10 protein-coding genes are annotated in these 13,508 nt (G+C 70.8%); 3 read left to right on the top strand and 7 right to left on the bottom strand.

All coding sequences use genetic code 11. From position 1 onward, the window contains the following. Position 1: 1 nt before the first annotated feature. Together ACQEVI_RS22400 and ACQEVI_RS22395 are read right to left on the bottom strand one after the other, a co-directional pair. Entirely contained in the window at positions 2–892 is an 891-nt protein-coding gene (locus tag ACQEVI_RS22400) for an SDR family oxidoreductase (RefSeq protein WP_432903020.1), read from the bottom strand. Positions 893–968: 76 nt separating this feature from the next. Further along, on the bottom strand, positions 969–1,928 hold the full coding sequence (locus tag ACQEVI_RS22395) for a glycoside hydrolase family 6 protein (protein WP_432903017.1): 960 nt from the start codon (positions 1,926–1,928) through the stop codon (positions 969–971). 283 nt (positions 1,929–2,211) lie between these two features. Between ACQEVI_RS22395 and ACQEVI_RS22390 the strand changes: the two genes are divergently transcribed. Further along, positions 2,212–3,231 (top strand): SGNH/GDSL hydrolase family protein, encoded by a 1,020-nt coding sequence (locus tag ACQEVI_RS22390; protein WP_432903014.1) that lies wholly within the window; start codon positions 2,212–2,214, stop codon positions 3,229–3,231. Positions 3,232–3,238: 7 nt separating this feature from the next. On the opposite strand, the gene ACQEVI_RS22385 is transcribed toward ACQEVI_RS22390, so the two are convergent. From ACQEVI_RS22385 to ACQEVI_RS22365, 5 genes are all read right to left on the bottom strand, one after another. Beyond that, on the bottom strand, positions 3,239–4,285 hold the full coding sequence (locus ACQEVI_RS22385) for a Gfo/Idh/MocA family protein (RefSeq protein ID WP_432903011.1): 1,047 nt from the start codon (positions 4,283–4,285) through the stop codon (positions 3,239–3,241). 57 nt (positions 4,286–4,342) lie between these two features. Beyond that, positions 4,343–5,161, bottom strand: coding sequence for an ABC transporter ATP-binding protein (locus tag ACQEVI_RS22380; RefSeq protein ID WP_432903008.1), 819 nt, complete (start codon positions 5,159–5,161; stop codon positions 4,343–4,345). Further along, complete coding sequence (locus tag ACQEVI_RS22375) at positions 5,158–6,177, bottom strand: ABC transporter substrate-binding protein (RefSeq protein WP_432903005.1); 1,020 nt, start codon at positions 6,175–6,177, stop codon at positions 5,158–5,160. Before ACQEVI_RS22375 ends, ACQEVI_RS22380 begins: the two co-directional genes overlap by 4 nt. Before the next feature lie 74 nt (positions 6,178–6,251). Continuing rightward, the gene (locus tag ACQEVI_RS22370; protein ID WP_432903002.1) at positions 6,252–7,133 is read right to left on the bottom strand and encodes an ABC transporter permease; all 882 of its coding nucleotides are present in this window, start codon (positions 7,131–7,133) and stop codon (positions 6,252–6,254) included. 272 nt (positions 7,134–7,405) lie between these two features. Next, complete coding sequence (locus ACQEVI_RS22365; protein WP_432902999.1) at positions 7,406–7,774, bottom strand: hypothetical protein; 369 nt, start codon at positions 7,772–7,774, stop codon at positions 7,406–7,408. 136 nt (positions 7,775–7,910) lie between these two features. Between ACQEVI_RS22365 and ACQEVI_RS22360 the strand changes: the two genes are divergently transcribed. Together ACQEVI_RS22360 and ACQEVI_RS22355 are read left to right on the top strand one after the other, a co-directional pair. Next, complete coding sequence (locus ACQEVI_RS22360) at positions 7,911–8,927, top strand: LacI family DNA-binding transcriptional regulator (RefSeq protein WP_432902996.1); 1,017 nt, start codon at positions 7,911–7,913, stop codon at positions 8,925–8,927. A gap of 192 nt (positions 8,928–9,119) precedes the next feature. Beyond that, a complete protein-coding gene (locus tag ACQEVI_RS22355) occupies positions 9,120–13,502 on the top strand; it encodes a family 16 glycoside hydrolase (RefSeq protein WP_432902994.1) in 4,383 nt (1,460 codons plus the stop codon). The last annotated feature ends 6 nt before the right edge of the window (positions 13,503–13,508 follow it).

Genomic DNA, 13,508 nt, shown 5'->3' with positions numbered 1-13,508 from the left:
GCTACAGCGGGCGGCCGCCGGTCACACCGATGCGGTCGCCGGTGATGTAGCTCGACTCCTGGGAGGCGAAGAACACGTACGCCGGCGCGAGCTCGGCGGGCTGGCCGGCGCGACCCAGCGGCGTGTCGGCACCGAACTGCTCCACCTTCTCCTCCGGCATCGTGGCGGGGATCAGGGGTGTCCAGATCGGTCCCGGCGCCACCGCGTTGACCCGGATTCCTTCCGGGGCCAGCTGCTGAGCCAGGCCCTTCGTGAAGTTGAGGATGGCCGCCTTCGTCGTGGCGTAGTCGAGCAGCTGAGGGCTGGGATCGAACGCCTGGATGGACGTCGTGTTGATGATCGACCCGCCCTCGGGCAGGTGGTCCAGCGCGGCCCTGGTGATCCAGAACAGCGCGTAGACGTTGGTCTTCAGCACCCGGTCGAGCTGGTCCGTCGTGATGCCGCGCAGCCCGTCGTCCTGGGACATCTGGTACGCGGCGTTGTTCACCAGGATGTCCAGGCCCCCGAGCCCGTCCACCGCGTCGGCGACGAGCCGACCGCAGAACTCCTCGTCCCGGATGTCGCCCGGCAGCAGCACCGCCTTGCGGCCCGCGTCCTCGACCCAGTGCGCCGTCGTCCGGGCGTCGGGCTCCTCCTCCGGCAGGTAGGAGATCGCGACGTCGGCGCCCTCGCGCGCGAACGCGAGGGCGACCGCTCGCCCGATGCCGGAGTCGCCGCCGGTGATCAGCGCCCGCTTGCCGTCCAGCCGGCCGGATCCCCGGTACGTGGACTCCCCGTGGTCGGGCTCCTGCGACATGTCCCCCGTGCGGCCGGGCGGCTGCAGGCCGTCCGCCGGCTGCTCCGGTCGCGGGTGCTGGGTGGTCGGGTCCTGCGGCGTGGTCTGGTCCGACATGTGTCACTCCCCTGTCGACTTCGAGCGGAGCGTCCAGCATGCAAGGGACGGCGTTCACTCGCACAGGGACCGTTGGTCATGAGCCGTCGATCAGCCGGACGGCAAGACCCGGATCGAACGTGCCGGCTGGGACGGACGGGGCGGTCCCGCACGGGCCGTCGGAGACGCCGGGGGTCTTGACCCACAGGCGCATCTCGGCGCCGCCGCCGGTCTGTGCGGTCACACCGAGTCTGCGGCCGGCCGGGTTGCACCAGCCATCACCATGGCCGTTGCCGTTGCGGCTGGTGTCGATCACGAACGGCTTCGTCGTACCGAGGTAGCCGTTCACCGAGCTCGCGTAGCTGATCGACTCGCTGGTCGTGTAGAAGTTCGAGACGTTCACCGAGAAACCGCGGATGTTGCCGATCCCGGCCTGGTTCAGCCGATAGGCGATCGTGGACGCGTTGGTCCAGCCCGAGTTCCCGGCGTCGAGGTAGGCGTAGGTGTTCGGCGCCTTCTGCTGGAACATCTGGGTCGCGTAGAGCAACATCCCCAGCCGTTCCTCCTTCTGCGTCTGGGACATGCAGTCCATGCCGTTCAGCGCGTCCGGCTCGATGATCACCACGGCCGGCTTGCTGCCGATCCCCGCCGCGAAGCTGGAGATCCAGGTCCGGTACGCGCCGGCGCTGCCGGCGCCACCACCGGAGTGGCCCGCGCAGATGTCCCGGTCCGGGATGTTGTAGGCGACCAGGACCGGCAGCTTGTCCTGCCCGTCCGCCGCTCCGACGTAGTTGGCCACCGTGCTGCCGATCGCGGCGTCGTTGCCGAACCAGCGGGCGATCGGCTTGGACCCGATCGATGCCTGGATCCGGGCCGCCCGGGCATCGCCGGAGTTGTTGCGGGCCCAGGTCGCGGGCAGCGAATCGGGGTTGACGTAGAAACCACTGGTCAGACCGACCGGGTCTGCCGCGGCAGCGGGTGCGGCCGGCAGCAGGACGACGGCCGCAGCCAGCACTGCGGCGAGGGTCTTCAGGATGAGGGTCTTCAGGAGGTACATGCCGGAGTCCTCTCTGACTCTGAGCTCCGGAGCCCTTCCTCGTTGAAGGACTTCCGTTGGCGGAACGCTGGGCCCACCATGACGGCCACGTCAATTCATCCGGGCCCGCCCGAACAAAAGCGATCGACCACACCGTGGACGCCGCAGGGAAACCCATGGTTACTGCTGGACAAAAACTTGAGGATTTCATTTGCTCGTCATTGCGCTGTTCGGGTGAAATCTCCTATAAAGGGAGCGATCGAGTCACTCCGGAGCGACTCGACGGACCTTCGGGAGCGGCCCAATGAAGCTACGCCTGTTCCGCATCGTCGCCGCCATGGCGGCGGCGAGCCTTGCCACGGTCGGGCTGGTGACGACGCCGGCCCTGCCGGCACACGCCGCCGGCGAGTCCTACGTCGCCCTCGGCGACTCCTATTCCTCGGGCACCGGCACGAGGACCTACATCGCCGACGGCACCCAGTGCCTGCGCTCGGTCTACGCCTACGCGAGCCTGACCGCGGCGGCCAGGAGCTACACCCTCAACTTCCGGGCCTGCTCGGGAGCGGTAGTGGCCGACGTGACGAACACCCAGCTCAGCGCCCTGAGCTCGAGCACGAGGTACGTCACCATCTCGATCGGCGGCAACGACGCCGGATTCGCAGACGTGCTCACCGAGTGCGCCCTCCCGGGCTGGGCCAGCGACTGCGCCGGCACGGTCGCCGGGGCACGCGCATTCATCTCCAACACCCTCCCGGGCCGGCTCAACACGCTCTACGCCGCCATCCGGACGAGGGCGCCCAACGCGAAGGTGGTCGCCGTCGGCTACCCGAAGATGTTCATGGGCGAGGACTGCAACCTGGCGACCTTCTTCAGCCCGGAGGACCAGACGGCGCTCAACAACGCCGTCGTGCTCATCAACTCGGTCACCTCGACGGCCGCCTCCGCCAAGGGGTTCACCTTCGTCAACCCGGTCAGCCGCTTCACCGGCCACGCAGTGTGCGACTCGACCGAGTGGATCAACGGCTACTCGAACCCGCAGCAGGAGTCCTTCCACCCCAACCGCCTCGGTCATGCCAACGGCTACACGCCGCTGGTCAGCGGGGTGCTGACCGGCACGAGCGTCCGCGTGACCGGTGAGGTGCTCGCCGAGGCCGAGGACGGCGCCGCGGAGCAGGCGAAACTGCAGCGGAGATACGCCGACGCCGACCGCAAGATCAAGCCGAAGCTCTTCCAGCCCCCGACCAAGGCCGGTCTGGAAGAGCTGGCCAAGGAGAGGGGCATCAACTTCGACACGTGGTGGGCCGAGGTGGGCAACGAGGCCTGATGCATGCTCAGACCTCACGGGGTGGCGGTTCGCCCAGCTCCGCCGGCCGCACCGCCACCCCGGTTGCCGCGGCCAGCTCGATCGCGCACAGCAGCCGGACCGTCTCCAGGGCGTCGTCGACGCCGACCGGTACCAGCGAGGAGGTCTCGAGCGCGTCGATGATCCGGGTCCACTGGGCCAGGTGTCCCGCGTGCCCGATCATGAGCGGTTCGGCCGCGCCGCTCGGGATACCGCCCGCCCCCGGCTCGGGCACCCCTGGCACGTCCCAGCGGCGTACCTCGCCCTGGCCGAGCTCGACCGACCCCCGGGAGCCGAACACGGAGATCGTCGCCGGGAACCCCGGCGGCGTCGCCGTCGTCGTGGTCACCACACCGAGCGCACCCGAGACGAACCGGAGGGTCGCGGCAGTCGTGTCCTCGGCCCTGATCGCGTGCGCGAGCGTGCCGGACTGCGCCGTCACCGACTCGACCGGACCGCACAGCCAGCGCAGCAGGTCCACGTTGTGCACGCCCTGGTTCATCAGGGACCCACCGCCCTGCTCCGCCGTGGAGCGCCAGCCCGCGGCGCGGTAGTAGTCGTCGTCGCGGTGCCAGTGCACGTGGGTCGTCGCCAGCCGCAGCTCGCCCAGCGCCCCCTCGGCGATGGCCCGCTCGAGCGCCACGTACTGAGGTTCCAGGCGCCGCTGGGAGATCATCGAGACCGTCAGCCCCCGCTCGTGCGCGGCACGCGCGACACGCAGCGCGTCGTCGACGTCCAGCGCGAGCGGCTTCTCGACGACGACGTGGTGGCCGGCCTCGAGCGCGGCCAGCGCGAGCGCCGCGTGCGTCCCGCTCGGCGTGCAGATCGCCACGACGTCGACGTCGGGCCGGGCGATGACCTCGCCGGGCGCCAGACGCTCCGCGGATCCGCCCGCGAGTTCCCGCTCGCCGTCCGCCGTCCCGCCGCTGAAGGCGACAAGACGTGCCCGGCCCGCCAGCTCACCCAGCGCCCGGGCGTGCATCCTTCCGATGCCGCCCATACCGACGATCCCCACGCCGAGCGGGCGTGCCGTCACGGGCGGGCCTCATCACGCGGGCGCACGTCACGCGGGCGCACGTCACGCGGGCGCACGTCACTCGGGCGCATGGCTCGCACCGAGCAGCTCGCGCAGGCGCTCCGCCGCCGCGGTGAACCGGGGATCGGCGAGCGTCGCGCCGTAGGCGCGACGGTCCGGCAGGCCCGGTTCGAGCGTCTCCAGGATCCGGCCGGGACGCGGGCTCATGACGACGATCCGGCTCCCCAGGTACACCGCCTCCGGCACGGAGTGGGTCACCAGCACGACCGTGGTCCCGGTCTCCCGCCAGATCCGGTTCATCTCGATGTTCATCTGCTCGCGCGTGAGCGCGTCGAGCGCGCCGAACGGCTCGTCCATGAGGAGCACCCGGGGCTCGTGCAGCAGCGCGCGGCACAGCGCGACCCGCTGCTGCATCCCGCCGGACAGCTCGTGCGGAAGGGCCTTCTCGAACCCCGTGAGGCCCGTCAGCTCGATGAGCTGGTCCGCACGCTCCTGGGCGAGGCGCCGGTCCATCCCGCGCATCTCGGCCTGCAGCAGGATGTTCTTCCGCACGCCCCGCCACTCGAGCAGGGCCGAACGCTGGAAGGCGAACCCGATGTCGCGCTGCGGCGCGGTGACCAGCTGCCCGTACAGGCGCACCTCACCCTCCGTGGCGCGGGTCAGACCCGCGATCATCTTCAGCAGCGTCGACTTGCCGCAGCCCGAGGGCCCCGCGATGGTGACGAACTCGCCGGGCAGCACGGCGAGGGACACGTCGTCGAGCGCGACGGTCTCGGAGCGCTTCGAGGTGAACCGCTTCGTGAGGTGCGAGACGTCGATGATGGGCTCGGTGCCGACGGTCCGGACGGATGCCCCGGCGTCGGTCGTGGCGGTCACAGGTCCTCCCCGAAGGTCGCGTCCCAGTAGCTGTCCGGCGTCGCCGGGCCCTCGAAGTCCGTGTTCTCGGACAGGAAGGTCAGCGTGTCGGTCCACTGCTCCTCGGAGTTGACGCCGGGAGCGGGGGCGCTCTCGAGGTCGAGGAGGCCGATCGTCGCCTCGAGCTGTGCCGCCAGCACGCTCTCGTCCGGCGCCTGCTCCGCACCGGCCGCCATCGCGGCGACGGCGGCCTCGGGGTCCTCCGACGCCGCGAGGAACGCCTCCGACGTCGCCCGCACCATCGCCTGGACGAGCTCGGGATCGCTCTCGATCGTCGCCTCGTTCGCCACAAGGCCCGTACCGAGCAGGTTCATGCCGAAGTCCGAGAACGGGAGCGCGGACACCTCCTTGTCGGTCTGGTTCTCGATCGTCGGTGCCTGGTCGTGGTGGAAGCCCTGGATCGCGTCGACCTTGCCCTCGATCAGCGCGGCGATCTTGCCCGCCGCGTCGACGTTGACCACCGTCACGTCCGCGGGGTCCACGCCGTTGAGCTCCAGCCATGCGGGGAACGTGCCGTACATGGCGTCGCCGGGGGTGCCGCCGACGGTCTTGCCCACGAGGTCGGCGGGCTCGGTGATGCCCTGGTCGTCGAAGAACTCGACCGAGCTGGGACCGGTCTGCAGGAAGACGCCGACGCTGCGCACCGGCATGCCCGAGCTGATCCCGTTCGCCAGGGGCGGGGTGTCCGCCCACCCGAAGTCGGTGTTGCGCTGCGCCACCTGCTGGACGGTGTTGCCGGAGCCGTTGCCCGGCTGGATCGTCAGGTCGATGCCCGCGTCCTCGAAGATCCCCTGCTCGACGCCGTAGTAGAACGGCGCGTGCTCGCCGTACGGGACCCAGTTCAGGGTCACCGTGACCTCGCTCAGGCCGTCGGCGTTCTGGCCCGGGGAGTCCCCTGCGGTCTGCCCGCAGGCCGAGACCGTTGCCACCGCGACGCCTGCCACTGCCAGCGACTTTCCGAACGTGCCACCACGCATGGGTAGAGCCTTTCTGCTCGTTCCGCCGTCTCGGACGGGGCGGACCTGGGAGTCGTGCCTGACGGTCCGGAGGGTCAGACCGTCGCGAGCGCGAGGTTGCCGCGCCGGGAGGCGTGCCATGGGATGAGGAGGCGTTCGAGCACCTCGACCAGGACGAAGAGGACCACGCCGATGAGCGACATGAGGATGAGGTCGGCGAACAGCAGCGGCGCGTCGAGGTTGCCGCTGGCGAGCAGCAGCACGTACCCGAGACCGCGGTCCGCGCCCACGAACTCGCCGACGACGGCGCCCACGACAGCCAGCGTGACCGCTACCTTCAGGCCGGACATGAGCTGCGGGAGAGCCCCGGGGAAGCGGATCTTGCGGAACGTCTTCCACCGGGAGGCGCCCATGGTCGCGGACATCTCCAGCAGCTCGGGGTCGACGGAGCGCAGCCCCGCGACGGCGGAGACCACCACCGGGAAGAAGGCGATGAGCACGGCCAGGACGATCTTCGGCGTCATCCCGAACCCGAACCAGACCACGAGGATCGGCGCGATCGCGATCTTGGGGATGACCTGGGCGAAGAGGATGAGCGGGTAGAGGGACTTCTCCGCCGTCCTGGAGTAGACGAGGAGCACCGCGGTCGCCACGCCGATCACCGCCGCGAGCACGAAGCCGACGATCGTCTCCAGCGTGGTCACCCAGGTGTGCTCCAGCAGCATCGCCCAGTCGGCGACCATCGTCTGGGCGACCGCGCCCGGCGCGGGCACCAGGTAGGCGGGGACCAGCTCGCGCCAGGCCACGAACCACCACACGGCGAAGAGCCCGAGCAGCACCGTCACCGGCCGCCAGGACTCCGCCAGCAGCGTCAGCGCGCGGCTCCCGGCCGTCGTGTCGCCCGCCCTTCCCGGCGGTACCGGCCGAGACCGGCGCGCCGGCGGTGTCGTGGCGCGTGCTTCCTGGGTGGTCACCATGGCGTGATCCTCCATAGTTCGCTCTTTCCGTTGCGTCGCACGGGTCGACGTCGACAATCCGCGCGACAGCGGGTCAGGGCACGCCGGACGTCGTCGTCCGGACACAGTGCCGGTGCGGTAGAGCAGGTGCGGTAGAGCAGGTCAGCAGCTCCGGGTGTCGGGGCTGCGCGTCACCAGGACACTATGAGGAGGGTCAGGGCCGGACAACGAGTTGCCACTTGTTGCCCCGCCGTCGCCTGCACCTGGCGACATGCGGTTGCCATCGGGCCCCGTCAGCCGTCGTGCGGTGCTGTGACCGCGTCGAGGTCGACCGCGACCGAACGAAAGCCCGCCGAACGCACGGCGCGCAGGACCTCCCCGCGCAGCGGCTCCGCCGCGAGGCTCGCGAGGTCGCGGTGCGGCGCCTCGAGCCGGGCCAGGTCACCGTGGTGCCGCACGCGGATCCCCTCGAGCCCGAGCCGTCTGAGCTCGCTCTCCGCCGCCTCGACCTGGAGCGCCTCGTCCGCCACGGTGTGGTCCAGCGCTTCGAGGGGGTAGACCGGCTGGTCGCGGAGCAGATGGTCGCGGGGCTCACGGTCGGAGGGCTCGTGGTCGTCCCCGGGTGGTGAGCTCGTCCCTGTGCCCGCGGCGCGCGTGGTCATGCTGTCATTCGAGGGTGCCGCACCTGGACAGTCAAGGTGTTGCCACCTCTTGCCGGGCGGGCAAACACGTGTCACACCCAGGCCGGTCGCGGCAACTGGTTGCCGCGACCGTCAGGTCGCCGTACGCTCCCCGCGCATGGGCGAAACTGGCGATACCGGGAACTCTCGCACCAGACCGACCATCTACGACGTCGCGAAGGCCGCGGGCGTGGCGCCCTCGACGGTCTCGCGGGCGTTCTCCAGGCCCGGACGGGTCAATGCCGAGACGGCGGACCGCATCCGGCGCGTCGCCCACGAGCTCGGCTACCGGATGAACCCCATCGCCCGGGGCCTGCCGGACGGCAGGACCGCGCTGCTGGCGATCGTCGTGGCCGACCTGACCAACCCGTTCTTCTTCGAGATCATCCGGAGCGCCGAGAAGACCGCCATCGACTCCGGGTACACGCTTCTCGTGGTGGACGCGCACGAGTCGGGCGAGGCGGAGCGCCTGGCCCTGGAGCGGACGCTGCCCCTGGTGGAGGGGGTCGTCCTCGCCACCTCGCGGCTCTCGGACTCGGCGATCCGGGCCGTCGCCAAACAGCGTCCGACGGTCGTGATGAACCGTGTCGTCACGGACGTGGCGAGCGTCATCACCGACAACGCGCGCGGGATGCGGCGCGCCGTCGAGCACCTGGCCGGCCTCGGGCACACCCGGATGACCTACCTAGCCGGCCCCGAGGCGTCCTGGGCCGACGGCATGCGCTGGCGCGCCTTCCGCGAGGCGACCCAGGAGCTCGGCCTGAAGGCACGCCGCCTCGGCCCGTTCGCACCGACGCTCGCCGGCGGGCTCTCGGCCGCCCAGGCCCTCACCACGCACACCGCGACCGCGACGGTCGCCTACAACGATCTGCTCGCGATCGGCGCGATGCGCGGGCTCACGCGGCTCGGGGTCGAGATACCCCGGGAGCTGAGCGTCGTCGGCTTCGACAACATCTTCGGCTCCGACTTCTGCACCCCGCCGCTGACGACGGTCGCCGCTCCCCTGCGCCACTTCGGGACGTTCGCCGTCCAGCGCCTCCTGAACCAGCTGCGCAACCCGTCGCCGGGCCTGTCGGTGCCCGCGCTGCTCCCGGCGAAGCTCGTCGAGAGAGGCTCGACGGCCCGGCGGGCCTGACGCTCAAAGACAGCGCGCGGACGGCTCGCGGAGGACAGGGCGCACGCACGCCGTCCGCCGTCGCGCAGGGGCAACAAGCGGCAACTCGTTGTCCGGCGTCATCCCGGACCGCATAGTGACGGAGCGCGCCCACGCCTCCGGCGTCCGTGCGCGACCCCGCACAGGCAAGGTCCTCAATGGAGAGGCAGGCCCATGGAACGCAGATCGACCTACCGCACGCTCGCCGCGATACTCGGCGTGCTCGTGCTGCCGTTCACGGTGCTGCCGGCGCAGGCCGACACCCAGGTCCCGGCGCAGGCAGCCGCCGACCCCACGCGGCCGCAGGAACCAGGTGTCACGCTCCGGGTGTTCGACGTCCAGGTCCCGCTGGACGACTACTGCACGCTCAAGCCGGGCCAGACGCCGAACATCGACAAGCTGATGCCGACGATCGACTGGCGCACGGCGGCGGACTTCGGCCTCACCGACCGCTTCGTCACCGAGGTCACCGGCTACCTGAACGTGCCCGACGCCGGCACGTACGACTTCCGGATCACCAGTGACGACGGCGCGCGGCTGCTGCTCGACGACACCCTCGTGGTGGACCACCCCGGCAAGCACGGGGCGACGCCGAAGGACGGGACGGCCCAGCTGGAGGCCGGGTACCACGCGCTGCGCATCGACCACTTCGACGGCGACTTCGGCCAGCAGCTCACGCTGGAGTGGCGCCCGCCGGGCGCCTCCGGCTTCGCGCTGGTGCCGAACTCGGTGCTGAGCACCGACGCCGAGGTCACGCGCGTCACCTCACCGGGCCGCAAGCTCTGCGAGGGCGTCGACGAGGCGCCGGGCGACGGCCTGCCGCTGACCGAGGTGCACCCCGACTACACGCTGACGAACCTGCGCCCCGACGGCTTCGAGCCGCAGGTCACGGGCATGGACTGGCTGCCCGACGGCCGCATGGCCATCGCCACGTGGGGCGGTGACCGCGAGACCGTGCTCGGCGAGGTGTACCTGGTCGAGAACGTCACGGGTGGCGGCGGCGCCGACGACGTCACGTACACGAAGATCGCCGAGGAGCTCGAGGAACCGATGGGCCTGACGGTGGTCGACGGCCGCATCTACGTGTCCGAGAAGCACGGGCTGACCGAGCTCGTGGACACCGACGGCGACGAGGTCACCGACGAGTACCGCGAGGTCGCGACCTGGCCGTTCGGCGGCAACTACCACGAGTTCGCGTTCGGCCTGCTGTACGAGGACGGCTACTTCTACGTCTCCACGGGCATCGCGATGGTGCCCGGTGGCGCGACCGCCGACCCGCAGCTCGTCGAGAACCGCGGCTCGGTGCTGAAGATCGACGAGGACACCGGCGAGGTCGAGTACCTCGCGGGTGGTCTGCGCACCCCGAACGGCCTCGGCTTCGGGGCCGACGGCGGCATGTACGTCACCGACAACCAGGGCATGCACCTGCCGACGTCGAAGCTGGTGCGCGTCGAGGAGGGCGCGTTCTACAACCACTACACGAACCCCGACGGCCCGTACGACGACCAGCCCGTCACCGAGCCCGTGCTGTGGATGCCGCACAGCGAGATCTCCAACTCGCCGAGCAACCCCGTCATCCTCACCGAGGGTGTGTTCGAGGGTCAGATGGCGATCGGCGACGTCACGTACGGCGGCCTGCAGCGCGTCTACCTGGAGGACGTCGCCGGCCAGGAGCAGGGCGCCGTGTTCCGCATGACGCAGGGCCTGGAGTCCGGCGTGAGCAGGACGAGCGTCGGACCGGACGGCTCGATCTACGTGGGCGGCATCGGCTGGTCGGGCAACTGGGGTCAGGCGGGCAAGCTCGGCTACGGCCTGCAGAAGCTCACCTTCGACGAGAGCCGGGCGTTCGACATGCTCGAGATGCGGGCCGTCGACGGCGGCTTCGAGATCGAGTACACGATGCCGCTGTCGGCAGAGACCGCCGAGAACCTCGCCGAGAAGTACGAGGCGGCGCAGTGGCGCTACGTCTCCACGCCGCAGTACGGCGGGCCCAAGGTCGACGAGGAGGACCTGGAGGTCACCTCGGCGACGCTCTCGGACGACCGCCGGACGGTCACGCTCATGATCGACGGGCTCAAGGCCGGCCGGGTGGTCAACGTGCACTCCCCGCGGCCGTTCGCGGCCGAGGGCGGCGAGGAGCTGTGGAGCACCGAGGCCTGGTACACGCTGAACCGCCTGCCCGACGGCTCCACCCCGCCGCCCGTCTACGAGGCCGAGGCCGCCGACATCTCCGGCGGAGCGGGCTGGAACACGAACCACGCCGGGTACTCGGGCGCCGGGTTCGTGGACCGCAACTGGGAGCCGGGCGCGCGCACCACCTTCGCCGTCGAGGCCGGCGAGGCCGGACCGCACGACCTGAGGCTGCGCTACGCGAACGGGCAGAACTCCGACCCGAGCCCGACGCCCCGGTCGATGAGCCTGTACGTCAACGGTGAGAAGCAGCGGCAGGTCTGGCTCGACAGCACCGTGACCTGGGCCAACTGGCAGACGCAGACCGAGACGGTTCAGCTGCGGGAGGGCGCCAACACGATCGCCTACGTGCACGACGAGGACGACCTGGGGCACGTGAACCTGGACAACCTCACCGTCACGCCCAGCGAGCGCATCTCCCTGTTCGACGGCGGCGACCTCGACGCCTGGGAGAAGGTCAGCGGCGGGGCCGCGACGTGGCCCGTCGCGGACGGCACCATGGAGTCCTTCGGCGGCGACATCCGCACCAAGGAGAAGTTCGGCGACTTCCGGATGCACGCCGAGTGGTTCCAGCCCGAGCACGCCGACGACGTGACCGGGCAGGCCCGCGGCAACAGCGGCGTCTACATCCAGGAGCGCTACGAGGTGCAGGTGCTGGAGTCCTTCGGCATCGATCCCCCGGCGACGAACGACGCCGGCTCGATCTACCTGAAGAAGGCCCCGGACGTGAACGCCGCGACCGAGATGGGCACGTGGCAGACGTACGACATCCAGTTCCGTGCCGCCCGGTTCGCCCCGGACGGGACCAAGACCGAGGACGCGCGTCTCTCGCTCTGGTGGAACGGGCAGCTGGTGCACGACGACGTGGCGATCGACGGCAAGACCGGCAACGGCAAGGACGAGGGGCCGACGCCGGGCCACATCAAGCTCCAGGACCACGGGGACGCCGGCCTCAACCCACGGTTCCGCAACGTCTGGATCGAACGCCTGACCGGGCAGGAGACCTCCCAGGCGCTCGCGTCCAAGGTCTCGGCGCGGCTCACCCCGCCGAAGGTGAAGGCGGGCAAGGACGTGCGGGCCGAGGTCAAGGTGCCCGGCGCCAAGGGAGAGCCTGCCCCGACGGGGACCGTCCGGGTCACGGTCGGCGACACGTCGGTGAAGGCCACGCTGGGCCGCGGTCCGGCGCGGGTCGTCGTCCCGACGTCGGGCCTGGCCAAGGGGGTGCACCCGGTGACGGTGCAGTACCTCGGCGACCTGACGTACGGGCGCAGCACGACGACGGTCGACCTGACCGTCCTGTCCCCCTCCGAGGGGCCGCCCGGGACCAGCGTGTGCGCGTACGGCTACACCAGCGAGGCCACGGTCTGGTTCGGCGCCGACGCCGACTCCGGCGTGCCGAACCACGAGACGCGTGCCGGCTGCACCGTGATGGACGAGATCATGGCCGACGCGCCGTTCGCGACGCACGGCAGGTTCGTCCGCACGGTCGCCTCCGTGACCAAGGACCTCGTCCGCGATCGGGTCCTCACCGGCCGCGAGCGCCGGGACATCCTCCGCGCAGCGGCCGCCTCGGCGGTGGGCAGGCCGCACCCGGTGACCGGCGAGCGGTCGGTCGACCTGTCCGCGATCGGCCTGGTGGGCTACACGGTCCGCGCGACCATGCCGACGGCCGCCGAAGGGACGCTCGGGGCGCTGGCCGAGTGCGGCTTCCGGAACATCGAGCCCTCGGGCGCCGCCGGCAACTTCTACGGCTACACGGCCGCGGAGCTGGCGCCGCTGACGGACGAGGCGGGGCTGGAGGTGCCGTCGCTCGGCGTGAGCCTGTCGAACCTGCAGGACGACGTCGACCTGGTGGTCGCCGAGGCGCACGCGATCGGGGCCGAGTACGTGCGCATCTCGGGCTCCGGCTCGTGGACGCTGGCGGACTACTCGCGGACGGCCGCGATCCTCAACGAGGCGGGCGAGCGGCTGAGCGCCGAGGGCATCCGGGTCGCGTACCACAACCACGGGTACGAGTTCGAGACCGAGGAGGACGGCGTCACGGGCTACGACGTCCTGGTCCGGGAGACCAACCCGGCGTTCGTCACCATGGAGCTCGACGTGTACTGGGCGGCCAGCACGGACACCTACGCCACGGACCTGTTCGCGCGCTACCCGGGCCGGTTCGAGCTGCTGCACCTCAAGGACATCGCCGAGGACGGCTCCTTCGCCGACGTCGGCGCGGGCACCATCGACTTCGCCGAGATCTTCGCCGCCGTGCCGCTCGCCGGGGTGCGGTACGGCTTCACGGAGCACGACCAGCCGTCTCCTGACGGCGTGACGTCCGCGTGCACCAGCCTCGGCTACCTCGCCGAGCTGCGCTACTGAGAGGGG

Origin of the sequence: Promicromonospora sp. CA-289599, assembly GCF_050936155.1 — a bacterium.
GTDB lineage: Bacteria > Actinomycetota > Actinomycetes > Actinomycetales > Cellulomonadaceae > Promicromonospora.
Note: the sequence above shows the minus strand (reverse complement) of the source record. Positions and strands in the feature narration are given on the sequence as shown.

What these genes read in the sequence shown, in the direction of transcription:
- ACQEVI_RS22370 (WP_432903002.1), bottom strand. Translation starts at nt 7,133, where the DNA reads ATGGTGACCACCCAGGAAGCACGCGCCACGACACCGCCGGCGCGCCGG.
- ACQEVI_RS22365 (WP_432902999.1), bottom strand. Translation starts at nt 7,774, where the DNA reads ATGACCACGCGCGCCGCGGGCACAGGGACGAGCTCACCACCCGGGGAC.
- ACQEVI_RS22355 (WP_432902994.1), top strand. Translation starts at nt 9,120, where the DNA reads ATGGAACGCAGATCGACCTACCGCACGCTCGCCGCGATACTCGGCGTG.
- ACQEVI_RS22390 (WP_432903014.1), top strand. Translation starts at nt 2,212, where the DNA reads ATGAAGCTACGCCTGTTCCGCATCGTCGCCGCCATGGCGGCGGCGAGC.
- ACQEVI_RS22375 (WP_432903005.1), bottom strand. Translation starts at nt 6,177, where the DNA reads ATGCGTGGTGGCACGTTCGGAAAGTCGCTGGCAGTGGCAGGCGTCGCG.
- ACQEVI_RS22400 (WP_432903020.1), bottom strand. Translation starts at nt 892, where the DNA reads ATGTCGGACCAGACCACGCCGCAGGACCCGACCACCCAGCACCCGCGA.
- ACQEVI_RS22395 (WP_432903017.1), bottom strand. Translation starts at nt 1,928, where the DNA reads ATGTACCTCCTGAAGACCCTCATCCTGAAGACCCTCGCCGCAGTGCTG.
- ACQEVI_RS22360 (WP_432902996.1), top strand. Translation starts at nt 7,911, where the DNA reads ATGGGCGAAACTGGCGATACCGGGAACTCTCGCACCAGACCGACCATC.